This is a genomic window from Klebsiella pneumoniae complex sp. WS1778 (genome assembly GCF_049472055.1).
Classification (GTDB): Bacteria; Pseudomonadota; Gammaproteobacteria; order Enterobacterales; family Enterobacteriaceae; genus Klebsiella; species Klebsiella quasipneumoniae.
This window is the reverse complement of record NZ_JBKGTJ010000001.1, coordinates 1,415,546-1,438,788: the sequence shown is the minus strand read 5'-3', so window position 1 is coordinate 1,438,788 and position 23,243 is coordinate 1,415,546. Positions and strand designations below refer to the sequence as shown.

The window sequence follows — 23,243 nt, the reverse complement described above, 5'->3', positions numbered from 1 at the left end:
TTACTCGACGGTGAGGATACGCGTGGTGTTGGTGCTGCCGATGGTGCTCATCACGTCACCCTGGGTAACAACCACCAGATCGCCGGAGACCAGGTAGCCTTTGTCCCGCAGCAGATTGACGGCATCGTGCGCAGCGGCCACCCCGTCATTCTGGCTGTCGAAGAACACCGGCGTCACCCCGCGGTAGAGGGCGGTCAGGTTCAGGGTGCGCTCGTGGCGGGACAGAGCGAAAATTGGCAGACCGGAGCTGATGCGCGAGGTCATCAGCGCGGTGCGGCCTGATTCGGTCATGGTGATGATAGCCGTGATGCCTTTCAGGTGGTTGGCGGCATACATCGCCGACATGGCAATCGCTTCTTCCACGTTGTCGAACTGGACGTCCAGACGGTGTTTGGAGACGTTGAGGCTCGGGATTTTTTCGGCGCCCAGACACACGCGCGCCATCGCGGCCACGGTTTCCGACGGGTATTGACCGGCAGCGGTTTCCGCGGAGAGCATCACGGCATCGGTACCATCCAGCACGGCGTTGGCCACGTCCATGACTTCCGCACGGGTCGGCATCGGGTTGGTGATCATCGACTCCATCATCTGGGTGGCGGTAATGACGGAACGGTTCAGCTGACGCGCACGACGAATCAGCGCTTTCTGGATGCCCACCAGCTCCGGATCGCCGATTTCGACGCCAAGGTCACCGCGGGCAACCATCACCACATCGGAGGCGAGGATCACGTCGTCCATGGCGTCCTGATCGCAGACGGCTTCCGCACGCTCGACTTTGGCGACGATTTTCGCATCACAGCCGGCATCGCGCGCCAGGCGACGGGCGTAGTTCAGGTCTTCGCCGCAGCGCGGGAAGGAGACGGCGAGATAGTCGACGCCGATTTTAGCGGCGGTGACGATATCGGCCTTGTCTTTGTCGGTCAGCGCTTCGGCAGACAGGCCGCCGCCGAGCTTGTTGATCCCTTTGTTATTGGACAACGGGCCGCCAACGGTCACTTCAGTGAAGACTTTCATCCCCTGAACTTCGAGGACTTTCAGCTGCACACGACCATCGTCGAGCAGCAGGATATCGCCAGGCACGACGTCCGCCGGCAGGCCTTTATAGTCGATTCCGACTTTCTCTTTATCGCCTTCGCCCTTGCCGAGGTTGGCGTCCAGCAGGAATTTATCGCCGACGTTGAGGAAAATTTTGCCTTCTTTGAAGGTCGATACGCGAATTTTTGGTCCCTGGAGGTCGCCGAGGATGGCCACGTGACGGCCCAGTTTTGCCGCGATCTCACGCACTTTATCGGCACGGAGCTGATGATCTTCCGGGGTGCCGTGAGAGAAGTTCATACGCACTACGTTTGCGCCCGCGGCGATAACTTTTTCCAGGTTGTTATCGCGGTCAGTTGCCGGGCCTAAGGTAGTAACGATTTTGGTTCTGCGAAGCCTTCTGGACATGTAATACTCCGTTGACTGATACAACTTTGGTGTTGCGTGAACATGGATTCGGTAGCGCCAGCCTGCAACGTCGCACAGCCGGATCGTTATCGAAGGTGTAATGGGGTACTGCTTGTTATCAACTTTTATTGATTATCACTGGGTACGAACGGTTCTTTATCAAAACGCGATTCCTTCAGCGCTTCCTTGACCCTCTTCAAGTTATCTCTGAATTTTGCCCCCCGGCGCAGGGTAAAGCCTGTCGCCAGCACGTCAATGACGGTCAACTGGGCCAGACGCGAGACCATCGGCATATAGATGTCGGTATCTTCCGGCACATCCAGGGTAATGGCCAGCGTGGCTTCCCGGGCCAGCGGCGAGCCGGGGGAGGTGAGAGCGATCACCATGGCATCGTTTTCACGCGCCAGCTGCGCCAGCTCTACCAGGCTCTTGGTTCTTCCGGTATGTGAGATAATCACCACCACATCATCGTCATCGCAATTCATACAACTCATGCGTTGCAGGACAATGTCGTCGGAATAGATGACCGGCACGTTAAAGCGGAAAAATTTGTTCATCGCGTCATGAGCGACCGCCGCCGAGGAGCCGAGGCCGAAAAAGGCGATTTTTTTTGCCTGAGTCAGCAGATCCACCGCACGATTCACCGCCGACATGTCGAGAGAATGGTGGACCTGATCTAAACTCGCCATGGCCGATTCAAATATTTTTCCCGTGTATGACTCAACGCTGTCGTCTTCATCAACATTGCGGTTAACATAGAGCGTGCCGTGCGCAAGGCTCTGGGCGAGATGCAGTTTGAAGTCAGGAAAGCCGCGGGTTTCGAGACTACGGCAGAAGCGATTGACGGTCGGTTCGCTCACTCCGGCCTCAAGGGCGAGGGCGGCGATGCTCGAATGAATGGCCTGCGCGGGGGTGGCAAGGATCACTTCCGCCACTTTGCGTTCAGATTTGCTAAGGTGTTCCAGTCGGGACTGGATTTTTTCCAGCATGTTCATTAGTAACAGGGCGCTCATCAATGGAAACGATTTCATTAATGGGTGAAATCATCGGGCGTTTTAGCAAGAATATACCCCTCCGCAAGCGCAAGCGGTGAGGAATGACGGGAAAAAATGTTGTTTTTTTTCATTACATGATCAGAGTCGTATTTTACTGACCTGAAACAGGTACAAACAACGAACAATATCAGCCAGATGCCTAAATCATCGCCGAATGTTTTCACCCTGTGCGGTTTTCCCGCTGCAAACGGAGGGGAAGGCTTTCGGGAAACAGGTAAACACAGTACAGTGCAGTGTAAGAAAATTACAAATATAGCCTGGCAAAAGCACCAGACTATCAACTGAGGAGAATGACATGGCGGTAACGCAAACGGCCCAGGCATGCGACCTGGTCATTTTCGGCGCGAAGGGCGACCTGGCGCGGCGTAAATTGTTGCCTTCCCTGTATCAGCTTGAAAAGGCGGGCCAGATCCACGCCGACACCCGGATCATTGGCGTCGGCCGTGCCGACTGGGATAAAGCGGCTTACACCAAAGTGGTGCGCGAAGCGCTGGAAACCTTCATGAAGGAAAAAATTGATGAAGGTTTGTGGGATTCCCTGAGCGGCCGCCTGGAGTTCTGTAATCTTGACGTCAATGACACCAGCGGCTTCACCCGCCTGGGTGACATGCTGGACCAAAAGAATCGCGTCACCATCAACTATTTCGCCATGCCGCCGAGCACCTTTGGCGCCATCTGTAAAGGTCTGGGCGAAGCGAAGCTCAATGCCAAGCCTGCGCGCGTGGTAATGGAAAAACCGCTGGGCACCTCGCTGGAAACCTCGCGGGAAATCAACGATCAGGTCGGCGAGTTTTTTGAAGAGTGCCAGGTCTACCGTATCGACCACTACCTCGGAAAAGAGACAGTCCTCAACCTGCTGGCGCTGCGCTTTGCCAACTCTCTGTTCGTCAATAACTGGGACTGCCGTACCATCGATCATGTGGAAATCACCGTCGCGGAAGAGGTAGGCATTGAAGGGCGCTGGGGGTACTTCGACCAGGCCGGACAGATGCGCGACATGATCCAGAACCACCTGCTGCAGATCCTGTGCATGATTGCCATGTCGCCGCCGTCCGATCTCAGCGCCGACAGCATCCGTGATGAAAAGGTCAAGGTGCTGAAATCCCTGCGCCGTATTGACCGCTCCAATGTGCGCGAGAAAACCGTTCGCGGCCAGTACACCGCCGGCTTTGCCCAGGGCAAAAAAGTGCCAGGCTACCTCGAAGAAGAGGGGGCGAACAAAACCAGCAACACCGAAACCTTCGTGGCGATCCGCGTTGATATCGATAACTGGCGCTGGGCTGGCGTACCGTTCTATCTGCGTACCGGCAAACGTCTGCCAACCAAATGTTCCGAAGTGGTGGTTTACTTCAAAACGCCGGAGCTGAACCTGTTTAAAGAGACCTGGCAGGAGCTGCCGCAGAACAAGCTGACCATTCGTCTGCAGCCGGACGAAGGGGTGGATATCCAGGTCCTGAACAAAGTGCCGGGCCTCGACCATAAGCACAACCTGCAGATCACCAAGCTGGATCTGAGCTACTCCGAAACCTTCAACCAGACGCATCTGGCCGATGCCTATGAACGTCTGCTGCTGGAGACCATGCGCGGTATCCAGGCTCTGTTCGTCCGCCGCGATGAAGTGGAAGAGGCATGGAAGTGGGTGGACTCCATCACCGAAGCCTGGGCGGCCGACCGCGATGCGCCGAAACCGTATCAGGCCGGGACCTGGGGACCGGTGGCCTCGGTGGCCATGATCACCCGCGATGGACGCTCGTGGAACGAGTTTGAGTAAGCTCGCGATCTTATCCGTCAGGGTTATTTTACCGGTAACATGATCTGACGCAGAAAGTCGCACGCTTTTTAATCTTTTAAGCCCCGTGAGGATTCACCCACGGGGCTTTTTTTATTACACTGCCTTCAGATATTTTGCCCCTGAGCGCTGGTGTTGGTGGCTTCGGGCACCAAAACACGTCATCTCGCAGCGGCCGGACAGATAAAATTTTGAGGAGCCTTTATGAATTCGACAATGTTACGGGTAACAAATCGCATTATCGAACGGTCGCGTGATACCCGCGCGGCTTACCTCGCAAGGATTAACCAGGCCAAAACCGACACCGTGCATCGTGCGCAACTGGCCTGCGGCAATCTGGCTCACGGTTTCGCGGCCTGTCAGGCCGACGACAAAGCCTCTCTGAAAAGCATGTTGCGCAACAACATCGCCATCATCACCTCCTACAACGATATGTTGTCCGCGCACCAGCCCTATGAACACTACCCGGATATCATTCGCAAAGCGCTGCACAGCGCCAATGCGGTCGGTCAGGTGGCCGGCGGCGTGCCGGCGATGTGCGATGGCGTGACCCAGGGACAGGACGGCATGGAGCTCTCTCTCCTGAGTCGCGAAGTGATCGCCATGTCCGCGGCCATCGGCCTGTCGCATAACATGTTCGATGGCGCTCTGTACCTCGGCGTGTGTGATAAAATTGTGCCCGGACTGACCATGGCCGCGCTCTCATTCGGCCACCTGCCGTCGGTCTTTATTCCCTCCGGTCCGATGGCCAGCGGCCTGCCTAATAAAGAAAAGGTTCGCATTCGCCAGCTGTACGCGGAGGGCAAAGTTGACCGCATGGCGCTGCTGGAGTCCGAAGCCGCTTCTTACCACGCGCCGGGAACCTGTACGTTCTACGGTACGGCGAACACCAACCAGATGGTGGTGGAGTTTATGGGCATGCAGTTGCCGGGCTCGTCCTTTGTCCATCCGGATGCTCCGCTGCGGGAAGCGCTGACCGCCGCCGCCGCGCGCCAGGTCACCCGCATGACCGGCAATGGCAACGAGTGGATGCCGTTGGGCAAAATGTTTGACGAAAAAGTGGTGGTCAACGGCATTGTGGCGCTGCTGGCGACCGGCGGCTCCACCAACCACACTATGCACCTGGTGGCGATGGCCCGCGCGGCGGGCATTATCATTAACTGGGATGATTTCTCCGACCTGTCAGACGTGGTACCGCTGCTGGCGCGCCTCTACCCCAACGGTCCGGCGGATATCAACCATTTCCAGGCAGCGGGCGGCGTTCCGGTTCTGGTGCGCGAGCTGCTGAAAGGCGGCCTGCTGCATGAGGACGTTCACACCGTCGCTGGCTTCGGTCTGTCGCGCTACACCCTCGAGCCGTGGCTCAACAACGGCGAGCTGGACTGGCGGGAAGGGGCGACGGCGCCGCTTGACGATCAGGTCATCGCGACATTCGAGAAACCGTTCTCCCGTCACGGCGGCACCAAGGTGCTGAGCGGTAACCTGGGACGCGCGGTCATGAAAACCTCGGCAGTCCCGGCTGAGAACCAGGTGATCGAAGCGCCGGCGGTGGTGTTCGAGAGCCAGCACGACGTGTTGCCGGCCTTCGAAGCGGGTCTGCTGGACAAAGACTGCGTGGTGGTGGTCCGTCATCAGGGGCCAAAAGCGAACGGGATGCCAGAATTACATAAACTTATGCCGCCACTTGGTGTATTATTGGACCGCCGTTTCAAAATAGCGCTGGTGACCGATGGCCGACTCTCTGGCGCCTCCGGTAAAGTCCCGTCAGCCATCCACGTCACGCCTGAAGCCTATGACGGCGGGTTGCTGGCGAAAGTGCGCGATGGCGACCTTATTCGCGTGAACGGGCAGACGGGGGAACTGACGCTGCTGGTGGACGATGCCGAACTGGCGGCGCGTCAGCCGCATATCCCTGACCTCAGCGCGTCGCGCGTAGGAACCGGTCGGGAGATGTTTGGGGCGCTGCGTGAGAAGCTCTCTGGCGCGGAGCAGGGCGCAACCTGCATCACTTTTTAAGACGATTTAATTTGTAGATCTGGCGAGAGAAAATCCTGATGAAAAACTGGAAAACAACAGCAGAAGCAATCCTCACCTCCGGTCCGGTTGTCCCGGTTATCGTAGTGAAAAAGCTGGAACACGCGGTACCGATGGCGAAAGCGCTGGTCGCGGGCGGCGTGCGCGTCCTGGAAGTGACTCTGCGCACCGAGTGCGCCCTGGAGGCGATCCGCGCGATTGCTAAAGAAGTGCCGGATGCGATTGTCGGCGCGGGCACGGTGACCAACGTCGAGCAGCTGAAAGCGGTAACGGAAGCCGGCGCGCAGTTCGCTATCAGCCCGGGGCTGACCGAATCTCTGCTGAAAGCGGCGACCGAAGACGGCACTATTCCGCTGATCCCAGGGATCAGCACCGTCTCCGAGCTGATGCTGGGCATGCAGTACGGTCTGAAAGAGTTTAAATTCTTCCCGGCGGAAGCCAACGGCGGCGTGAAAGCGCTGCAGGCGATTGCGGGTCCGTTCGGTCACATTCGTTTCTGCCCGACCGGCGGTATCTCCCCGGCTAACTACCGTGATTACCTGGCGCTGAACAGCGTGCTGTGCATCGGGGGTTCCTGGCTGGTGCCGGCCGACGCCCTGGAAGCTGGCGACTACGATCGCATCACCACCCTGGCGCGTGAAGCGGTGGAAGGCGCGAAGTAAACCGCACCTCAAGGTCAACAACCCGGTTAGCGGCAACGCGACCGGGTTTTTTTGTCTTTACCCTTCGACGATAACCGCCGCGGCGGCGGTTTTAGCCCGCGCCACAGCCTCTTCCACCGAATCGGCGACGGCGAGGGTCACCCCCAGACGACGGGTGCCGTCAATCTCCGGCTTGCCGAACAGACGCAGCTGCAGGCCAGCTCCGACGGCTGACTGCAGCTGGCCGAAGCTGACGTTCTGACTGGTCAGCTGCGGAAGGATCACCGCGGAAGCGGCCGGACCATACTGGCGGATAGCGCCGACGGGCAATCCAAGAAAGGCGCGAACGTGCAGGGCGAATTCCGAGAGATCCTGCGAAATAAGCGTCACCATTCCGGTGTCATGCGGGCGCGGGGAGACTTCGCTGAAGATCACCTCGTCGCCGCAAACGAACAGCTCCACGCCGAACAGGCCATAACCTCCCAGCGCGAGCACCACCTTGCGGGCGATATCCTGCGCGCGTTCAAGGGCCAGGTCGCTCATCTGCTGCGGCTGCCAGGACTCGCGGTAGTCGCCGTCTTCCTGACGATGGCCGACCGGGGCGCAGAAATGCACGCCATCGACGGCGCTGACGGTGAGCAGGGTGATTTCAAAGTCGAAATTTACCACCCCCTCGACGATCACCCGCCCGGCGCCGGCGCGGCCGCCCTGCTGGGCGTAGCGCCAGGCTTCGCTGAGCTGGTCAGCCGAGCGGATAAAACTCTGGCCTTTACCGGAGGAGCTCATCACCGGCTTGACGATGCACGGCAAGCCGATCTCCGCTACCGCCGCGCGGAAGGCTTCTTCACTGTCGGCGAAACGGTAGCTGGAGGTGGGGAGCTGCAGCTCTTCGGCCGCCAGACGGCGTATGCCTTCGCGGTTCATGGTGAGCTTCGCTGCCCGCGCCGTGGGGACCACTTTCTGCCCGGCCTGCTCCAGTTCGACCAGGGTATCGGTGGCGATAGCTTCGATCTCCGGCACGATGTAATCGGGTTTTTCCTGTTCGATCAGCGCGCGCAGGCTCTCGCCGTGCAGCATATTGATGACGTGGGCGCGGTGGGCGACCTGCATCGCCGGGGCATCGGGGTAGCGGTCGACGGCGATAGTTTCAATGCCCAGACGCTGACATTCGATGGCGACTTCTTTACCCAGCTCGCCGGAGCCTAACAGCATAACTTTGGTGGCTGCCGGGCGCAGCGCGGTGCCTAATACAGTCATAACTCTCTTCCGCAGTAAAAAAAGATGCGGTCGATTATAAACGAAAACGTTTGCGTCTGTCTTTATGCGCGTGAGTTGAGTCCGGAAGGGAAATTTGCTATACTGTATAAAAATACAGTACTAAGAGGCTGCAGCATGGCGGTTGAAATTAAATATGTAGTGATCCGCGAAGGTGAGGAAAAAATGTCTTTTGCCAGCAAAAAAGAGGCCGACGCTTACGACAAAATGCTCGATCTGGCAGAGGTGCTGAATGACTGGCTGGTAGCATCGCCGCTGGAAATGGACGATGCCCAGCGCGATACCATGGCGATGTGGCTGGCGGAGCGTAAAGAGGCGCTGCAGCATATTCTGCGCGCCGGCAGACTGCCGGAGCAGGATGCGACTGCGCACGATGCGCCCGCGCCGTCAACGGACGCTGAGGCTTCCCCGGCGGAAGAGGCCGCCGCGCCAGCTGCCAAAACGCGGAAAGCCAAAGCGGCCTGATGGCTGGCGGTCAGCCGCTGATGGGCTGATGGGCTGATGGGCTGATGGGCTGATGGGCTGATGGGCTGGTCGGTTGGTCGGCTGGACCCGGAGCCCCCGCCGCGCGCACCTTTGCGCATCTTTAGCCATGTCTAACATTTCCTGACATCGCGTCGTTTAGGCTGATAACAGTGTTTGTCACCTGAGAGGAAAACCATGGCTAACTGGCTAAATCAACTGCAGTCGTTGCTCGGACAGCAGGGCGCGTCGCCGTCCGGCGAGTCGTCAAAAGGGAGCGCCCTGCTGCCCGGCGCCATCGGCGGGCTGGCGGGGCTGCTGGTGGCCAGCAAATCGTCACGCAAGCTGCTGGCGAAATATGGCACCAGCGCGCTGCTGGCTGGCGGTGGGGCGGTGGCGGGTACCGTATTGTGGAACAAGTATCAGCAGAAAATGCGCGCTCAGAACACGCCCGCTCCGACACCCGAGACGGCTGCGGCGCCGACGGAGGTCGATCCGCGCAGCGTGCGGTTGATCACCGCCCTGGTGTTTGCCGCCAAAAGCGATGGTCATATCGACGATCACGAGCGGGCGAGGATTGAAGCCCAGCTTCGGGAGGCCAATATTGACGTGCAGGCCCGGGTGCTGATTGACCAGGCGCTGGCTCAGCCGCTGGATCCGCAGCGTCTCGCCGAGGGCATCGTTGACCCGCAGGAGGCGCTGGAGATCTACTACGTCAGCTGCGCGGTGATTGATATCGACCACTTTATGGAGCGCAGCTATCTCAACGCCCTGGGTGAGGCCCTGGCGTTGCCAAAAGATGTCCGGGCCGACATCGAACAGGACATCCAGTCACAAAAACAGGCGCTAAGCGTTTAAATTATCACGTTTCGCTTGCATCGCCCGCGTCTTTTGCCACCCTTATAGACACGTCATCATTCAGGCGCCACCCTGCGGCCTGAATGCTCTTGTGTCACGAAAAAGCAGCAGAAGAATAACATGCCACCTAAAGCCAAACGGATCCCTCACGCCATGACCTTGCATGGCGATACACGCATCGATAACTATTACTGGCTGCGCGACGATGAACGCGCGCGGCCTGATGTGCTGGAATATCTGCACGCGGAAAACGCCTACGGCAAGCAAGTGATGGATTCGCAGCTCAGCCTGCAGGAGCGTCTGCTGAAAGAGATTATCGACCGCATTCCGCAGCGGGAAGTCTCTGCCCCCTATAGTAAAAACGGCTTTCGCTACCGGCAGGTGTATGAGCCGGGCTGCGAATACGCTATCTACCAGCGACAGTCGGTGCTGAAAGAAGAGTGGGACGAGTGGGAGATCCTGCTTGATGCCAACCAGCGGGCGGCAAAGAGCGAGTTTTACACCCTGGGCGGGCTGGGTATTGCGCCCAACAACCAGTTGATGGCGGTGGCGGAAGATTATCTCTCCCGTCGCCAGTACGGTCTGCGTTTTTGCGACCTCAGCAACGGCGAGTGGTATCCGGAGACCCTGGAAAATGTCACCTCCGGCTTTGCCTGGAGCAATGATTCACGCTTTGTGTGGTACGTGCGTAAACATCCCACCACGCTGCTTCCTTATCAGGTCTGGCGCCACACCGTCGGGACGCCGGCGCAGAGCGACGTGCTGGTCTACGAGGAAAAAGATGAGACCTTCTACGTCAGCGTGCATAAAACCACATCCCAGCAGTTCGTGGTGATTTATCTCTCCAGCGCCACCACCAGCGAAGTACTGCTGCTCAACGCCGAACTGCCAGACGCTGAGCCGGTCTGCTTCCTGCCGCGGCGTAAAGATCATGAATATAGCCTCGATCACTATCAGCACGCCTTCTATCTGCGATCCAACCGGGACGGGAAGAATTTTGGTCTCTATCGTACCGTGCTACGCGATGAAGATCAGTGGACCACGCTGATCCCGCCGCGTCACGACGTGATGCTTGAAGGATTTACCCTGTTTACCGACTGGCTGGTCGTCGAGGAGCGTCAGCGCGGCCTGACCAGTCTGCGGCAGATTAACCGCAAGACCCGGGAGGTGGTGGGGATCGCCTTTGACGATCCGGCCTATGTCACCTGGCTTGCCTATAATCCGGAGCCCGAAACGTCGCGCCTGCGCTACGGCTACTCCTCGATGACGACGCCCGACACCCTGTTTGAACTGGATATGGATACCGGCGAACGACGGGTGATCAAGCAGCAGGAGGTAAAGGGGCTGGACACCCGCTGCTATCAGAGCGAGCACCTGTGGGTGACCGCCCGCGATGGCGTCGAAGTCCCGGTCTCGCTGGTCTACCATCGCGACCATTTTCGTAAAGGGAGCAATCCGCTGCTGGTCTATGGCTATGGCTCGTATGGCGACAGTATCGATGCCGATTTCAGCGCCAGTCGGCTGAGCCTGCTCAACCGCGGCTTTGTCTACGCCATCGCCCATGTCCGCGGCGGCGGCGAGCTGGGTCAGCAGTGGTATGAGGACGGTAAATTCCTGTGTAAGAAAAATACCTTTAACGACTATCTCGACGTCTGCGACGCGCTGCTGGCTCAGGGGTACGGCGACCCGCGGCTCTGCTATGGCATAGGCGGCAGCGCCGGCGGGATGCTGATGGGGGTGGCCGTTAACGAGCGTCCAGAGCTGTTCCACGGCGTGATAGCCCAGGTGCCGTTCGTCGACGTGGTAACCACCATGCTGGATGAGACCATTCCGCTGACGACCGGCGAATTTGAAGAGTGGGGGAATCCGCAGGATGAAACCTATTACCACTACATGAAAAGCTACAGCCCCTACGACGGCGTGAAGGCGCAGGCGTATCCGCATATGCTGGTGACCACCGGGCTGCACGATTCCCAGGTGCAATACTGGGAGCCGGCGAAGTGGGTGGCAAAACTGCGTGAACTGAAAACCGACGATAACCTGCTGCTGCTTTGCACCGATATGGACTCCGGGCATGGCGGAAAATCCGGGCGCTTTAAAAGCTATGAGGGGGTGGCGCTGGAGTACGCCTTTTTCATCGCCCTGGCGCAGGGGACACTGCCGGGGAAAGCGGCAGTGTAGGGGCTATTCCCCAAGGTAATGCTTGAGCGTGAGGCGTAGTTCTGGGCTCATGCGGTCGAGATTGTTGAATAACCAGCGCAGATAGCCTGGATCGTTTTCAGCAATCTCGGCGACGGCTTTACCGCGATATTTGCCGAAGGTAAAGGTGGTGAGCAGCGCCGGCCGACCTGTGATATCGGCCATTTCGTCAGGCGTCCAGCCGGAAACGTTGATGATATCCAGCAGCAGCGCAGCGGTGATATAGCAGTCATACAGCGCCCGGTGGTGATGCAGCCCCGGCGGCGTGGCCACGTTCAGCTTACGTGATTTATAGAGCCCCATATTACTGTATTTGATCCCCGGCCACAGCCGGCGGGCCAGCTTCATCGTACAGATCCACTCGCCATGCATCTCCGGTAGCACCCGACGATCGAAGCTGGCGTTATGCGCGACGTACCACGGGCTGCCATGATAGTGCGGAATAATCTCCTCAATCCACGGCTTATCGGCGACCATCTCTTCGGTAATCCGGTGGATAGCCATCGCCTGCGGGCTGATGGGGCGGTCAGGACGCACCAGATGACTCATGGGATTGGTGATTTGCCCGTCGACAATGTCGACCGAGGCGATTTCAACGATGCCCCCCTGCAGTCCGCAGGTTTCGGTATCAATGACGCGCAGCATGGCTCGCTCCAGAGCAAAACAATAAGCGTAAAGTAATTGGCCGGGCTTGCCAACCGACGGCGAGGAGGCAAGTAGGCATTATTTCTGTTTCGGCTCCCAGGGCAGGCGGGACAGTGAAACGGAGGCCAGCCGATGGGCGATCAGCCGTTCGCGGAACCAGTCGCGCAGATGGGCGGGCTGTTCACGCTCGACCAAATCAGCGACCACCGGCATATTATACCGCTCTTTAAAGGCGACGCCGGCGGCGGCGAGATCGACGTTAACTTTATCCATCTCATCTTGCGAAATTTTGGCCAGATTTCTTTCCATCATACACTCCACTCTGCTTGTAAACCCGGTCAGGGCCTGACGCCCGGCTCGACTCTGCCATTATACAGGGTTATTCTCTGTGCTACAGACATAACAAAAGGGAATGACGAATATGCGACTTCTTGCTGGACGCGCATTGCGCCTCTCCGTTGCGTTTGCCGGGCTATTAACCGCGGCGGGCGCGCTCGCCCACGCTCACCTGGAGCAGCAGATCCCCGCCGCTGGGGCGCAGCTGGCGGCCTCCCCGCAGACGTTGACGCTCAGTTTCTCCGAAGGCATTGAACCCGCGTTCAGCGGAGTGACCGTCACCGGCCCTCAGCAGCATGCGGTGGCCACCGGCAAACTGACCCGCAGCGCCGACAACCCCGCCCAGGTCACCGTGCCTGTAGCGGAAACCTTGCCGCCGGGAGAATACACGGTGGCTTGGCATGTGGTCTCAGTGGATGGCCATAAAACCAAAGGGCAATACACCTTTAGCGTGAAGTAAGCGATGCTGACCGGGCTCTACATTACTCTGCGCTTTGGGCACTTTATCACCCTGATGCTGGCTTTTGGCTGCGTGCTGTATGGCGCCTGGTGGGCGCCGGTGCCGCTGCGACGCGTACTGATGCTGCGCTTCTATCCGCTGCTGCGCCCGCTGCTGCTGATCGGCGCCCTCTCTACCCTGGCGCTGTATCTGCTGCAGGGGGGATTGATGGGCGACGGCTGGGCGGATGTCTGGCAACCCGCCGTCTGGCGGGCGGTGGCGGGCACCCGCTTCGGCGGGGTGTGGATTTGGCAGATCCTGCTGGCGTGGATCGCCCTCGCCGTAGTGTGGATCCGTCCCCGACATGGCGCTCGCCAGCTGGTGGCCCTGCTGGCGGCCCAGCTGCTGCTTTCCGCTGGGGTAGGGCATGCCGCCATGCATGATGGTTTACTCGGCGCCCTGCAGCGGACTAATCATGCTGTCCACCTCTTCTGCGTTGCCAGCTGGTTCGGCGGCCTGTTGCCCTTTATCTATTGCCTGCGCCTGGCGCAGGGGCGCTGGCGGCAGGCCGCGGTCTATACCATGGCGCGCTTTTCACGTTACGGGCATCTGGCCGTCGCCGGCACCCTTGCCAGCGGGGCGATCAATGCGCTGTTGATCCAGGGAGGGATGATTGGCGCATCGCCCTGGGGACGTCTGCTGTTGATCAAATGTGCGCTGGTGGCCGGGATGGTGGTAATTGCGTTAGTGAACAGGTATGTTCTGGTACCGCGCATGTCGGCAAGCGGTTCGCGGGCGGAAAGTCTGATCCTGCGAACCACGCAGGCTGAGATAGGGCTGGGCGCGCTGGCGCTGCTGGCCGTCAGTCTGTTTGCCACTTGGGAACCTTATTGAATTAACTGGCAAAATCATGAAAAAAATTGTTCTGACCATGTTGTTACTGGCAAGCTCCGGCGCTGCACTGGCGGCGCCGCAAATTATCACCGTGAGCCGCTTTGAGGTAGGGAAGGAGAGCTGGGCGTTCAACCGTGAAGAAGTGATGTTGACCTGTCGTCCGGGCAATGCCCTTTACGCTATCAACCCGAGCACCCTGGTCCAGTATCCGCTCAATGAGGTGGCTGAGCAGCAGGTCAAAGCCGGCAAAACCACCGCCCAGCCGATCTCAGTGATCCAGATCGACGATCCGCAGCATCCTGGGCAAAAAATGAGCCTCGCGCCGTTTATCGAGCGCGCGCAGAAGCTCTGCTAGATTTTCGCGCTATCTCGCTGTAATGGCATAAAAAAAACCGCCCTTGCCGGACAACGGCAGTGGCGGTTTTTTTGCTGGCAGCGCCCACTTTTCCAGGAATTATTCGGCCACATTGGCCGCAGACTGGAAAAGCTGACGCGTTAAACTATTCTTATAGTGCAAGGCGACTTAGCCTGCATTAATGCCAACTTTTAGCGCACGGCTCTCTCCCAAGAGCCATTTCCCTGGACCGAATACAGGAATCGTATTCGGTCTCTTTTTATCTTAATCTGTCTGCTTTCGCGATCACCAGCGACATCCTGTCAGTCAATTCAGTCAATCACCAGGCTGGCTTCTGGATGTCCCGTTATAGCACACCGTTTTTAGCATACACAATTCATTTACACACAAATTGCATCCTGCGGAAGAACGGTATGGGGAAGGCGGAACCGTAAGCGAGGGGAGAGGAAAAGAAAAAACCTGCACCTAAACAGGCCCGGCGTGCAGGTTAACTGGCGGGCCAACATCGGAAGGCTGCTAGTATACATATTTGTATGATAAATAGAATAAACAAAACCTTATTGATTTGGCAATTCATGCGATTAGCCGTCCGCGCCCCCCGAAATGGCGGGAAATAATATTGAGGGGTGTAGTTTCGGGCGTCCGGTATTATTCCGGAACGCTGAAGGTGGGAAATATCTGACTTTCCAGATAGCAGAGTAGAAGCCAAATTTCATTGCTGAAAATAAACCATATGCTGCCCAGCAGCACGACCGCCAGAATAATCAGCAGGAAAATTTCGGTTTTACTTATCATGCTAACGACTATCCAGTGGTCTGCGGGGACCATGATAGTAGCGAAATAAGAACATAATAAGCAAACGCCGCGTGACGGGGCGAGTTCACTGGTCGTGAAATTACTCGCCCGGCAGTGGCTGCGTCAATATTGCCACCTGCTCCGCCAGCTGATCCAGCAGCTGGAATCGACGCCGGTATTCGGCCCGTTTTTTACTGGCGATGCTCTCCAGCGGTTTTCTTTCCAGACGCAGCGGTAGCTGCCAGCGCCAGGGGCTTTCCGGCTTGCCGTCGATGGATTGCCAGAATTCGTCGTAGCTGGCGTGGAAATGGCGCCCCTTGCTCAGGCGATAGCGCAGGGCGCGAAACACATGGCCATTATCGCTAACGCCGTAAATCGCTGCGATATGGCTGCGAGCGGCCAGCAGCCAGATAAACTCCAGCAGCAGGCGCTTCGGGAACAGACCGTAGCAGGCGCGGGTCGCCTGCTTGATCACCTCATGAGAAACGTGGCGTCGCGGTCCCTGCAAGCCGCCGATGACCAGCTGCCAGGCTTCGCCATCCCAGGTCACGCTGAAGGTGGCGCTGGCCAGCAGGGTATGATCGCTGTCGCGCAGCCACAGGGTGGTTTCACCCTCACGCTCGGCCTTCCCGGCCGAAGAGGCCGAGAGGGAAAACTGGCGCTGATCCTTTCCATTGAGCGTCAGCAACGGGACCTCGCACACCGCGGTCATGGCATGCGCCAGCCGGGAACTGCGCAGGGTATCGACATAGCGATAATGGCTTATTACCGCCATCGCTCGCTGCCAGGCGTTGAGATCGCGCGTTAGATATTGACGGTGCACTTTCCCCGGCAGCGTCGCCTGCGCCGCCAGCAGCTGGTTAAAATCGTCACGAGCGCTCAGCGCCTCCAGCATCGCTTTGGTCGGGCTATAAAATAATGCCGTGCGCAGCAGAAATTTAAAGCGGTAATTTTTCTGCCGCCATATAGGTGCGGGTGTTAATCTACCCATCACCAGATCGGCAATGAGATGCGAGCGCGGCGTAAGCACGCTGGATGAATGCAGGCTATTGTCTGTCACGATAAACACCTCGTTGTTATTTCCTGCTATTTTAAAACGAGGCGCTGATAAGCTTAATCCTCTGGCCGACTATATTTGCCATTTGTTTAAAATCGATTGAGGTGTAAATAAAAAACAGCGGCTATAAGTTGGAATTACCTATAATTACAGCAGAGAGGTAATTATATGTATCAGCGTATTAATGGCAGAGACTGGCGTAATATCTGGCTGATGGGCGATCTGCATGGCTGCTTTGCGCTGCTGATGGCGCGCCTGCGCCGACTGCGCTTTGATCCCTGGGCCGATCTGCTGATCTCGGTGGGCGATCTGATCGATCGCGGGCCGCAAAGCGCTGACTGTCTCGGCCTGTTGCGCAGCCGCTGGTTCCGGGCTGTGCGCGGGAATCATGAGCAGATGGCGCTGGAGGCGCTGGAGAGCGGAGATATGACGCTCTGGCAGATGAACGGCGGCGACTGGTACGCCCGGAGCAACGTGCGGCAGCGGTCTGACGTCGATCGCCTGCTGGCGCGCTGTCAGCGGCTGCCGTTGATTATTGAAGTGGAGTGCGCAAAAGCGCGGCATGTGATCGCCCATGCCGATTATCCGGCGCCGGTCTATCGCTGGCAGCAGCCGGTGGATCCCCAGCGGGTCCTGTGGAGCCGCCATCGTCTGAGTGAACATCTGGCGGGGCGTCATGGCGCTATCGCCGGGGCTGACCATTTCTGGTTTGGCCATACGCCGCTTCGCGCGCGTTATGACTACGACAATCAACACTATATTGACACCGGCGCTGTGTTCGGCGGCACGCTGACGCTGGTGGCGCTGCAGTCGGCAGACTAAAAGTCACTGTATTCGCTGGCGGGTTGCCAGAAGCCGTCAATAAAATCTTCTATCGGGTAGCAGCCGCCGTGGCGGATCCGCTGATCTTCCATCGCCACCAGGCACTGCGTTTCCTCGCGGTAGACGTCAACCACAATGTCCTCGCAGCCGCCATCCAGATAGCAAATAAACAACACTAAGGCAAACATCCTGGCCTCATGTTCGGGGGGACATACTGTTTAGTGTAGGGGATGACGGCGGGACGGGGAAATAAATAACCCGTCTCAGGCGACGGGTTCATTGGCGTCAGGCAAGGCGCATGACCCAGGCATCGGACTGGCGGTCGTAATGTTTACGGTAGAGGACGGAATGTTCACCATTGAGAATCGCGGGAACGCTGGTGTCGGCATCCCAGGCGTCAAGCTGCATACATAAATCTGGATCGGATTTGCAGGGAATGCTTAACGTTCGCTCACCCTGATGTTCACCATGCAGTTCGGCATCGTCTATCTCAAACGCGCCGATGCGGACATTGGTTTTACTCATCGCTTCACCCCATTTTTTCAGCTGAGTTGTGGTACGACCAGTTGCGGTCGTCATTTTTCAGCGTAGTCAATGGGGGGAAAACCGCCAGTCAAAAAGTGCGTATTTTTTGCGCGGCGTCACACCTTGCCGGCAAAAAGTTTCCCATCGCGTACCAGCTCGCGCGGGTAACTGTTCTTCAGACGGGAGCCGACGCGCTTGGCCAGGCCCAGCGGCACGCCCTGGAAGGTGACAATGGCTTCATCCTGCGCTGGCGGGGTTTGCGGATAGACGTCGCGTCCGCGATACCATTCCTCCGCTTCCTCCAGCGTCAGCTCGAAGGCGCGCTGCGGCGCGGCAAAGGCAATAACCGCCTCATGCTGCCAGCGGTAACCCTTATTGTGCAGTTCCGCCAGACGCACGCCAATGCGCGAAAACCGCACCTGACCAAACAGAGGCTCCATAGACTGCGGAAATAGCCACAGCTCTTTATCCCGTTGCCACAGCGTGTGGCTCGCGTCCCATTCCAGCCCGACAGCGCGGGCGGCGGCGGTCGCCGCGGCGGCCTCCCGGCCCTTCAGCGGCGCAAACGGGAACTTGCCGACCTTGTAGCCCGGCGCCGGGAGCGGATCGATAGCCGCCGTCTTGCGCAAGCGGGCGACAAAGAAGCCTTCACAATCGTAGATCTGCGGGAAAACATGCAGAAATCCCTCGGCGGTTAAGGCATCGGCCGCGCCGGGAAACAGCTCTCCCAGCGGCTGGATCGCCACCGCCTGCGGGTAGCGGGACAGCAGCCAGTGAATGACGGACTGATTTTCTTCGCGGTTCAGGGTGCAGGTCGAATAGACCAGCGTCCCGCCGGGGCGCAGGGCATGGAAAGCGCTGTCGATAAGCTCGCGCTGGGTGGCGGCGATGTCGAGGTTGCTCTCCGGCGACCAGTTTTTCAGCGCGTCCGCATCTTTGCGTACCACCCCTTCGCCGGAGCAGGGGGCATCAAGCAGAACGGCGTCGAAGGCTTCGGGCAATGCCGCGCCGAACACCCGGCCGTCGAAATGGGTCAGGGCGACGTTGCTGATGCCGCAGCGGCTGATGTTGGCATGCAGCACTTTCACCCGGCTGGCGGAGAACTCATTCGCCAGGATGCCGCCCGCATTGCCCATCCGGGCGGCGATCTGGGTGGTTTTCGACCCCGGAGCGGCAGCAACGTCCATGACTCGTTCAGGCTGCGGGTTATCGGCGAACAGGGCGGCGACCGGCAGCATTGAGCTTGCTTCCTGTATATAGAACAGACCGCTGAGATGTTCGGCGGTGCTGCCCAGCGGCAGCGCGTCGTCGTCGTCCCGCTCGATCCAGAATCCCTCCTCGCACCAGGGGACCGGCGTCAGCTGCCAACCATAGGGGGCGACCAGAGAGAGAAAATCATCGACGCTGATTTTCAGCGTATTGACGCGAATACTTCGGCGTAGCGGGCGCTGACAGGCGGCGATAAATTCGTCGAAAGAGAGGTGCGCCGGCATCGCCGCGCGCATTTGAGCGAGAAACGCTTCAGGGAAATAGACAGTATTTTCGGCCACAGGCAGCGCACCACAGAAAAAAAGGGTGCGCAGTTTAGCACAAACGCCCCGGTGCAGGACACCGGGGCGTGAGGTTTGTGTCTGCCCGCGCCCGGCGTTTGCCGGGGCGGGAGAAGGGGAGGCGAGGATTACTGCGGCAGGGCGGTGCCCCACTCCCGCCACTCTTTCGGCTCGCTCTCCAGCAGCAGGAAGTGCTTGCCGTCCTGGGCCTTCGGCGCCAGAGGCGTACCCGGCGGCGTGGCAAAGGCGATCCCGCCGCGGATAAACTGATTGAAGGTCCCGGTTTTCACCACGCCGCCAACCAGGCCGAAGTCGAGGCTGTAACCCGAGGCCAGCCAGAACACCGAGTTATTGCGCACCAGGTACTGGTAGCGCTTGCTGATGCGCATCTTAACCATGACCCGGTCAGACATCGATCCCAGCGACAGACCGGTCACCGTCCCGACTTCCAGGCCGCGGAACAGCACCGGCGTACCGATGCCGAGCGATCCGGCCTCCGGTGCTTCCACCACGATATTCAGGCCGTCGATATAGCGCGAGTCGCTGATCGTCGTATCCTGGATCTCAAAGTCGCGGCGCGCCGGGCCGCGTCCGGGCTCAACGTTAATATAGGACTGGAACAGGGTGTCGAGATGCTCCACGCCCGCGGCGGAGATCTGCGGGGTGATCACCGAGAAGCGGGTCCCGGCGCGGGCAAACGTGCCGACGTATTCCGGATAAAGCACGGCTTTCGCCTGCACCTCGTTTTTGGCGGTGATCAGCTCCAGCGACTGGATCTGACCGATATCGATGCCGAGATAGCGAATCGGCATCCCGGCCGCCATCTTCCCGGCGTCGAACGCATGCAGGGTGATCTGGCCGCCCACGGCGCGCGCCGCCGTTTCAGAAGCGTAAAGGATACGTTTGTTATTCAGCCGCGCATTGGCGCTGCTGCCGTTGAGGTTATCGAAACTGATCGCCCCTTTTATGGCGCGGGCCAGCGGCGAGGCCTGAACGGTGAGTCCGTTGCCGTCAAGTTTAACCTTCGCACCCCCTTCCGCCCAGAAGACGCTGTTGTTGGTCAGCAGGTAGCGGTATTCCGGCTTGATATGCAGATCGATATCGAAAGCGTCTTTGCGCGGTTTCACGGCGATGATCTCGCCGACGGCGAATTTACGATACAGCACCACCGAGCCAGCCTGAACGTCAGGCAGCGTCTCAGCGGAGAGGCTCAGGGTGGTGGTCGGCACTTCGCTCAGGCTGTTTTCCTGCGCCTTTTCGAGGTTGGCGTACAGCGGATAGCTGCTCTGCATTTCGCCTTTTTCACCCGGGATCACCCGGATCCCGCCGTTCACCCATTCGCTGGCGCTGGCGCCCAGCACCTGCACGCCATCAAGTCCCACTTTGACGTCCAGACGACTGTTCACCACAAACTTGCTGTCGCCGCGAATCAGATCGCGGTATTCCGGGGCAATCGCCACCTGGAAGGTTACCCCTTTGGCCGTCAGCTTGCGCTCCAGCACCTGGCCGACTTTCACTCCGTGAAGCACCAGCGGCTGGCCGCCGTCGATCCCGTAGCTCTCCGGCGCCGAAAGGGTGACGGTGGCGACATTGGGCTCCTCCAGCAGCGCTTTATCCGCTGGCATGACGGAGAAGTGATTACGCGGCTCGCCTTCGCCGGGCACCAGCTCAAAGGTATTGCCGGTGAGCAGGGCGCTGACGCTGGGGTTATCGAGGGAGATCTTCGGCTTCTTCATCTGAATCAACGTTTTCTCCCGCAGCAGGGTCACCACGCTTGGATCGACGGTCATCTCGCCAGTGACTTTGCCGCCGGGGTTAAGATTCAGTTTGCTTAACTGGCCCACTTCCAGCCCCTGATACATCAGCGGCGTCGAGCCCGCTTTCAGGCCGTCGCCGTCAGGCAGGTCAAGGGTCACCACCACCCCGCGCTGGCTGTGCGCCAGGTCTTCATACAGATGATAGTCATCGTTTTGCGACGCGACCTGCGAATCGGCAGGGGAGTCAAAGGCGATGGCACCGTTCACCAGCGCGGAAAGGTTCTCCAGCTGCACTTTGGCCCCGCTCAGGCCGACATCGGCTTTGATCCCCGAGACGTTCCAGAAACGGCTGCCTTTTTTCACCAGGTTGGTGAACCGGCGCTCGATCAGCACATCAATGGTGACCCCCTGATTATTATCATTCAGCGTGAAGTCATACACCCGCCCGACCGGGATCTTACGGAAGTAGACCAGCGAGCCGCTGCTCAGAGAGCCAAGGTCGGGCGCCTGCAGGTGGATCATCAGCTCGCCGTTGTTGATACGGTATTTTGGCTGAGTGTCGAGGGCGACGAAGTGATCTTCGGGTTCGCCCTTGCCCGGCATCATGCCGATATAGTTCCCGCCCACCAGCGCATCAAGGCCCGACACGCCGGCCAGAGAGGCTTTCGGCGTGACCAGCCAGAACTGCGTATCTTTGCGCAGCGCCTCTTTCATATCGCGCTTGATGCTGGCGGAAACTTCAATCTTGCTCAGGTCTTTACTGAGACTAATATCCTGGACGGTACCGACTTCCACCCCCTGATAGCGGATAGGCGTCCGCCCCGGCACGATGCCGTTAGCAGACTGGAAATCGATAGTAATCGTCGATCCGCGGTCGTCAAAGCTGGTCCAGATGAGCCAGGCGGCAATCAGCAGCGCGATGACCGGCAACAGCCAGAATGGCGAGATACGACGTTTGGTTTTTATTCTGGCTTCAGTCTGCGAAGCGGGCGTTTCCTGACTCATGTGCGTCCCAAAGTAAGCGGCTGTCCAGCCATTCAACTGCAAGAATAGTTAAAATTACCGCGCCGCCAAAGTAAACCGCGGCCGGCCCCATCGTAAAGGCGAGGAGCTGATCGCGATTAATGAGCGACATGGTGAGTGAGATAACAAACAGATCCAGCATCGACCAGCGGCCAATCCAGGTTATCAGCCGCAGCAGCAGGATGCGGGTGCGCAGCCCCTGCTCGCACTTGAATTGTATGCTGAGCAGCAGGGTAAATAACACTATAACTTTGGTGAATGGCACCAAAATACTGGCGATAAATACCACGCCGGCAATGGCGATATTGCTGCTGGCGAGGGAGATGATCCCGGAAAGGATGGTGTCTTCCTGGCGCGCGCCGTTGACGTAGATGATAGAGATCGGCAGCAGGTTGGCCGGTAGGAGGAAAACCAGCGAGGCAATCAGCGCCGCCCAGCTGCGCTGCAGGCTCTGCGGCCGGCGATGGTGCAGCGGCGTGTGGCAGCGTCGGCAGCGGCCGCGGGCGTCGCGGTAGCCGGTGTAGTGGCAGCCGGTGCACACCTGCAGATTGTTATCGGCGCGGGTCGCCGGCCGTTCGGGATAGAAGCGCTCCCATAGCTCTTCGACGTTCATATGGATAAGCGTCAGGATACTCAGCAGCGTCAGGGAGATAAACGCCACCAGGCCGATGCCGGGCTGCAGAAAGGCGTAATCCTGCACCTTGATGGAGGCGACGCCGATGCCCACCAGATAGATATCCAGCATCACCCACTCCTTGAGCTTATCGAGCATTAGCAGCACCGGGCGCAGGTTCATCCCCAGCACGTTGCCCAGCCACAGATAGCTAATCGAGACCACCAGCAGTACCGGGGCGACCACCGCGCAAAACAGCACCATCGCGGCGGTAAGCGGGTCGCCCTGCGCGGTCATCTGCCAAATCCCCTGCAGGACGTTGGCGTCAATGCGAACCCCCAGCAGGTGAAGGCGCAGTAGGGGTTCGGACCAGGCAAAGGGCATTAACAGCAGCATGGCCAGGGCCATGCTGCCCAGACGGGTCAGCGACCAGTCGCGGCCATCGCGCACCTTCGCGTTACAGCGTGGACACCAGGCGCTTTGGTTGCGTTTGAGCACCGGTAAGCGGAACAGCATGTCACACTGCGTACAGCGCTGATAATGCGCATAGGGAAGCGGCGTGCTGACGGCATGCACGACCATCTTATTCGCAGGCTTAAGGGTGGGTGTTTTTATCGGCATTTATTACGTACAGGAATGAATGTATCTCACTATCTTAACCTATGAATGAATTCAT

23 protein-coding genes are annotated in these 23,243 nt (G+C 58.7%); 11 read left to right on the top strand and 12 right to left on the bottom strand.

Features of this window, described 5'->3' with window-relative positions; genetic code table 11:
- A complete protein-coding gene (gene pyk, locus ACLEXF_RS07335) occupies positions 1-1,443 on the bottom strand; it encodes a pyruvate kinase (protein WP_002911440.1) in 1,443 nt (480 codons plus the stop codon).
- A gap of 125 nt (positions 1,444-1,568) precedes the next feature.
- Positions 1,569-2,474: a MurR/RpiR family transcriptional regulator gene (locus ACLEXF_RS07330; protein ID WP_072096624.1), complete on the bottom strand. Its 906-nt coding sequence runs from the start codon at positions 2,472-2,474 to the stop codon at positions 1,569-1,571.
- A gap of 159 nt (positions 2,475-2,633) precedes the next feature.
- On the opposite strand from ACLEXF_RS07330, the gene ACLEXF_RS07325 reads away from it, so the two are divergent.
- The 4 genes from ACLEXF_RS07325 to ACLEXF_RS07310 all read left to right on the top strand — a co-directional run bounded on the left by ACLEXF_RS07325 (position 2,634) and on the right by ACLEXF_RS07310 (position 6,983).
- On the top strand, positions 2,634-2,783 hold the full coding sequence (locus tag ACLEXF_RS07325) for a hypothetical protein (protein ID WP_032425929.1): 150 nt from the start codon (positions 2,634-2,636) through the stop codon (positions 2,781-2,783).
- 10 nt (positions 2,784-2,793) lie between these two features.
- On the top strand, positions 2,794-4,269 hold the full coding sequence (zwf, locus tag ACLEXF_RS07320; RefSeq protein WP_004203394.1) for a glucose-6-phosphate dehydrogenase: 1,476 nt from the start codon (positions 2,794-2,796) through the stop codon (positions 4,267-4,269).
- Positions 4,270-4,491: 222 nt separating this feature from the next.
- On the top strand, positions 4,492-6,303 hold the full coding sequence (gene edd / locus ACLEXF_RS07315) for a phosphogluconate dehydratase (RefSeq protein ID WP_004203393.1): 1,812 nt from the start codon (positions 4,492-4,494) through the stop codon (positions 6,301-6,303).
- 38 nt (positions 6,304-6,341) lie between these two features.
- On the top strand, positions 6,342-6,983 hold the full coding sequence (locus tag ACLEXF_RS07310) for a bifunctional 4-hydroxy-2-oxoglutarate aldolase/2-dehydro-3-deoxy-phosphogluconate aldolase (RefSeq protein WP_002911423.1): 642 nt from the start codon (positions 6,342-6,344) through the stop codon (positions 6,981-6,983).
- A gap of 57 nt (positions 6,984-7,040) precedes the next feature.
- Here ACLEXF_RS07310 and purT read toward each other — a convergent pair whose 3' ends face one another.
- On the bottom strand, positions 7,041-8,219 hold the full coding sequence (purT, locus tag ACLEXF_RS07305) for a formate-dependent phosphoribosylglycinamide formyltransferase (protein ID WP_060656070.1): 1,179 nt from the start codon (positions 8,217-8,219) through the stop codon (positions 7,041-7,043).
- A 135-nt stretch (positions 8,220-8,354) separates the two neighbouring features.
- Between purT and ACLEXF_RS07300 the strand changes: the two genes are divergently transcribed.
- From ACLEXF_RS07300 to ptrB, 3 genes are all read left to right on the top strand, one after another.
- Positions 8,355-8,702, top strand: a complete 348-nt coding sequence (locus ACLEXF_RS07300) for a YebG family protein (protein WP_004203390.1) — start codon at positions 8,355-8,357, stop codon at positions 8,700-8,702.
- A 195-nt stretch (positions 8,703-8,897) separates the two neighbouring features.
- Positions 8,898-9,557: a tellurite resistance TerB family protein gene (locus tag ACLEXF_RS07295; RefSeq protein ID WP_004203389.1), complete on the top strand. Its 660-nt coding sequence runs from the start codon at positions 8,898-8,900 to the stop codon at positions 9,555-9,557.
- A gap of 120 nt (positions 9,558-9,677) precedes the next feature.
- Positions 9,678-11,738, top strand: coding sequence for an oligopeptidase B (gene ptrB, locus ACLEXF_RS07290; protein WP_371330341.1), 2,061 nt, complete (start codon positions 9,678-9,680; stop codon positions 11,736-11,738).
- 3 nt (positions 11,739-11,741) lie between these two features.
- On the opposite strand, the gene exoX is transcribed toward ptrB, so the two are convergent.
- Together exoX and ACLEXF_RS07280 are read right to left on the bottom strand one after the other, a co-directional pair.
- Complete coding sequence (gene exoX / locus ACLEXF_RS07285) at positions 11,742-12,401, bottom strand: exodeoxyribonuclease X (protein WP_004203387.1); 660 nt, start codon at positions 12,399-12,401, stop codon at positions 11,742-11,744.
- A 78-nt stretch (positions 12,402-12,479) separates the two neighbouring features.
- On the bottom strand, positions 12,480-12,710 hold the full coding sequence (locus tag ACLEXF_RS07280; RefSeq protein ID WP_002911406.1) for a DNA polymerase III subunit theta: 231 nt from the start codon (positions 12,708-12,710) through the stop codon (positions 12,480-12,482).
- Positions 12,711-12,822: 112 nt separating this feature from the next.
- Here ACLEXF_RS07280 and yobA point away from each other — a divergent pair, with 112 nt between their 5' ends.
- Genes yobA through ACLEXF_RS07265 form a run of 3 tightly spaced genes read left to right on the top strand, consistent with a single transcriptional unit; the run spans position 12,823 to position 14,425 of the window.
- On the top strand, positions 12,823-13,197 hold the full coding sequence (gene yobA / locus ACLEXF_RS07275; RefSeq protein WP_065877427.1) for a CopC domain-containing protein YobA: 375 nt from the start codon (positions 12,823-12,825) through the stop codon (positions 13,195-13,197).
- 3 nt (positions 13,198-13,200) lie between these two features.
- Positions 13,201-14,070 (top strand): copper homeostasis membrane protein CopD, encoded by an 870-nt coding sequence (copD, locus tag ACLEXF_RS07270; RefSeq protein ID WP_135722190.1) that lies wholly within the window; start codon positions 13,201-13,203, stop codon positions 14,068-14,070.
- Between the two features lie 16 nt (positions 14,071-14,086).
- A complete protein-coding gene (locus ACLEXF_RS07265) occupies positions 14,087-14,425 on the top strand; it encodes a YebY family protein (protein WP_002911404.1) in 339 nt (112 codons plus the stop codon).
- A 648-nt stretch (positions 14,426-15,073) separates the two neighbouring features.
- Here ACLEXF_RS07265 and ACLEXF_RS07260 read toward each other — a convergent pair.
- A complete protein-coding gene (locus tag ACLEXF_RS07260) occupies positions 15,074-15,217 on the bottom strand; it encodes an Ecr family regulatory small membrane protein (protein WP_064183818.1) in 144 nt (47 codons plus the stop codon).
- A gap of 103 nt (positions 15,218-15,320) precedes the next feature.
- Positions 15,321-16,289: a VirK/YbjX family protein gene (locus tag ACLEXF_RS07255; RefSeq protein WP_064149721.1), complete on the bottom strand. Its 969-nt coding sequence runs from the start codon at positions 16,287-16,289 to the stop codon at positions 15,321-15,323.
- 156 nt (positions 16,290-16,445) lie between these two features.
- Between ACLEXF_RS07255 and pphA the strand changes: the two genes are divergently transcribed.
- Positions 16,446-17,099 carry a protein-serine/threonine phosphatase gene (gene pphA / locus ACLEXF_RS07250; protein ID WP_407259716.1) on the top strand — a complete coding sequence of 218 codons (654 nt, stop codon included), beginning with the start codon at positions 16,446-16,448 and terminating at the stop codon, positions 17,097-17,099.
- Here the strand turns inward: pphA and ACLEXF_RS07245 are convergent.
- The 5 genes from ACLEXF_RS07245 to yebS all read right to left on the bottom strand — a co-directional run bounded on the left by ACLEXF_RS07245 (position 17,096) and on the right by yebS (position 23,188).
- Positions 17,096-17,287, bottom strand: coding sequence for a YebW family protein (locus ACLEXF_RS07245; protein ID WP_002911395.1), 192 nt, complete (start codon positions 17,285-17,287; stop codon positions 17,096-17,098). The two genes, pphA and ACLEXF_RS07245, sit on opposite strands and share 4 nt — an antisense overlap.
- A gap of 97 nt (positions 17,288-17,384) precedes the next feature.
- On the bottom strand, positions 17,385-17,624 hold the full coding sequence (locus ACLEXF_RS07240; protein WP_002911393.1) for a YebV family protein: 240 nt from the start codon (positions 17,622-17,624) through the stop codon (positions 17,385-17,387).
- Positions 17,625-17,740: 116 nt separating this feature from the next.
- Positions 17,741-19,174, bottom strand: coding sequence for a 16S rRNA (cytosine(1407)-C(5))-methyltransferase RsmF (rsmF, locus tag ACLEXF_RS07235; RefSeq protein ID WP_017900211.1), 1,434 nt, complete (start codon positions 19,172-19,174; stop codon positions 17,741-17,743).
- 128 nt (positions 19,175-19,302) lie between these two features.
- On the bottom strand, positions 19,303-21,936 hold the full coding sequence (locus tag ACLEXF_RS07230) for a PqiB family protein (protein WP_017900210.1): 2,634 nt from the start codon (positions 21,934-21,936) through the stop codon (positions 19,303-19,305).
- Positions 21,905-23,188 carry a membrane integrity lipid transport subunit YebS gene (gene yebS / locus ACLEXF_RS07225; RefSeq protein WP_004203379.1) on the bottom strand — a complete coding sequence of 428 codons (1,284 nt, stop codon included), beginning with the start codon at positions 23,186-23,188 and terminating at the stop codon, positions 21,905-21,907. Before yebS ends, ACLEXF_RS07230 begins: the two co-directional genes overlap by 32 nt.
- Between the last annotated feature and the right edge of the window lie 55 nt (positions 23,189-23,243).

Bases quoted from the DNA above. Each gene is read 5' to 3' on its own strand.
- pyk (WP_002911440.1), bottom strand. From the start codon at position 1,443: ATGTCCAGAAGGCTTCGCAGAACCAAAATCGTTACTACCTTAGGCCCG.
- ACLEXF_RS07330 (WP_072096624.1), bottom strand. From the start codon at position 2,474: ATGAAATCGTTTCCATTGATGAGCGCCCTGTTACTAATGAACATGCTG.
- ACLEXF_RS07325 (WP_032425929.1), top strand. From the start codon at position 2,634: ATGCCTAAATCATCGCCGAATGTTTTCACCCTGTGCGGTTTTCCCGCT.
- zwf (WP_004203394.1), top strand. From the start codon at position 2,794: ATGGCGGTAACGCAAACGGCCCAGGCATGCGACCTGGTCATTTTCGGC.
- edd (WP_004203393.1), top strand. From the start codon at position 4,492: ATGAATTCGACAATGTTACGGGTAACAAATCGCATTATCGAACGGTCG.
- ACLEXF_RS07310 (WP_002911423.1), top strand. From the start codon at position 6,342: ATGAAAAACTGGAAAACAACAGCAGAAGCAATCCTCACCTCCGGTCCG.
- purT (WP_060656070.1), bottom strand. From the start codon at position 8,219: ATGACTGTATTAGGCACCGCGCTGCGCCCGGCAGCCACCAAAGTTATG.
- ACLEXF_RS07300 (WP_004203390.1), top strand. From the start codon at position 8,355: ATGGCGGTTGAAATTAAATATGTAGTGATCCGCGAAGGTGAGGAAAAA.
- ACLEXF_RS07295 (WP_004203389.1), top strand. From the start codon at position 8,898: ATGGCTAACTGGCTAAATCAACTGCAGTCGTTGCTCGGACAGCAGGGC.
- ptrB (WP_371330341.1), top strand. From the start codon at position 9,678: ATGCCACCTAAAGCCAAACGGATCCCTCACGCCATGACCTTGCATGGC.
- exoX (WP_004203387.1), bottom strand. From the start codon at position 12,401: ATGCTGCGCGTCATTGATACCGAAACCTGCGGACTGCAGGGGGGCATC.
- ACLEXF_RS07280 (WP_002911406.1), bottom strand. From the start codon at position 12,710: ATGGAAAGAAATCTGGCCAAAATTTCGCAAGATGAGATGGATAAAGTT.
- yobA (WP_065877427.1), top strand. From the start codon at position 12,823: ATGCGACTTCTTGCTGGACGCGCATTGCGCCTCTCCGTTGCGTTTGCC.
- copD (WP_135722190.1), top strand. From the start codon at position 13,201: ATGCTGACCGGGCTCTACATTACTCTGCGCTTTGGGCACTTTATCACC.
- ACLEXF_RS07265 (WP_002911404.1), top strand. From the start codon at position 14,087: ATGAAAAAAATTGTTCTGACCATGTTGTTACTGGCAAGCTCCGGCGCT.
- pphA (WP_407259716.1), top strand. From the start codon at position 16,446: ATGTATCAGCGTATTAATGGCAGAGACTGGCGTAATATCTGGCTGATG.
- ACLEXF_RS07245 (WP_002911395.1), bottom strand. From the start codon at position 17,287: ATGTTTGCCTTAGTGTTGTTTATTTGCTATCTGGATGGCGGCTGCGAG.
- ACLEXF_RS07240 (WP_002911393.1), bottom strand. From the start codon at position 17,624: ATGAGTAAAACCAATGTCCGCATCGGCGCGTTTGAGATAGACGATGCC.
- ACLEXF_RS07230 (WP_017900210.1), bottom strand. From the start codon at position 21,936: ATGAGTCAGGAAACGCCCGCTTCGCAGACTGAAGCCAGAATAAAAACC.
- yebS (WP_004203379.1), bottom strand. From the start codon at position 23,188: ATGCCGATAAAAACACCCACCCTTAAGCCTGCGAATAAGATGGTCGTG.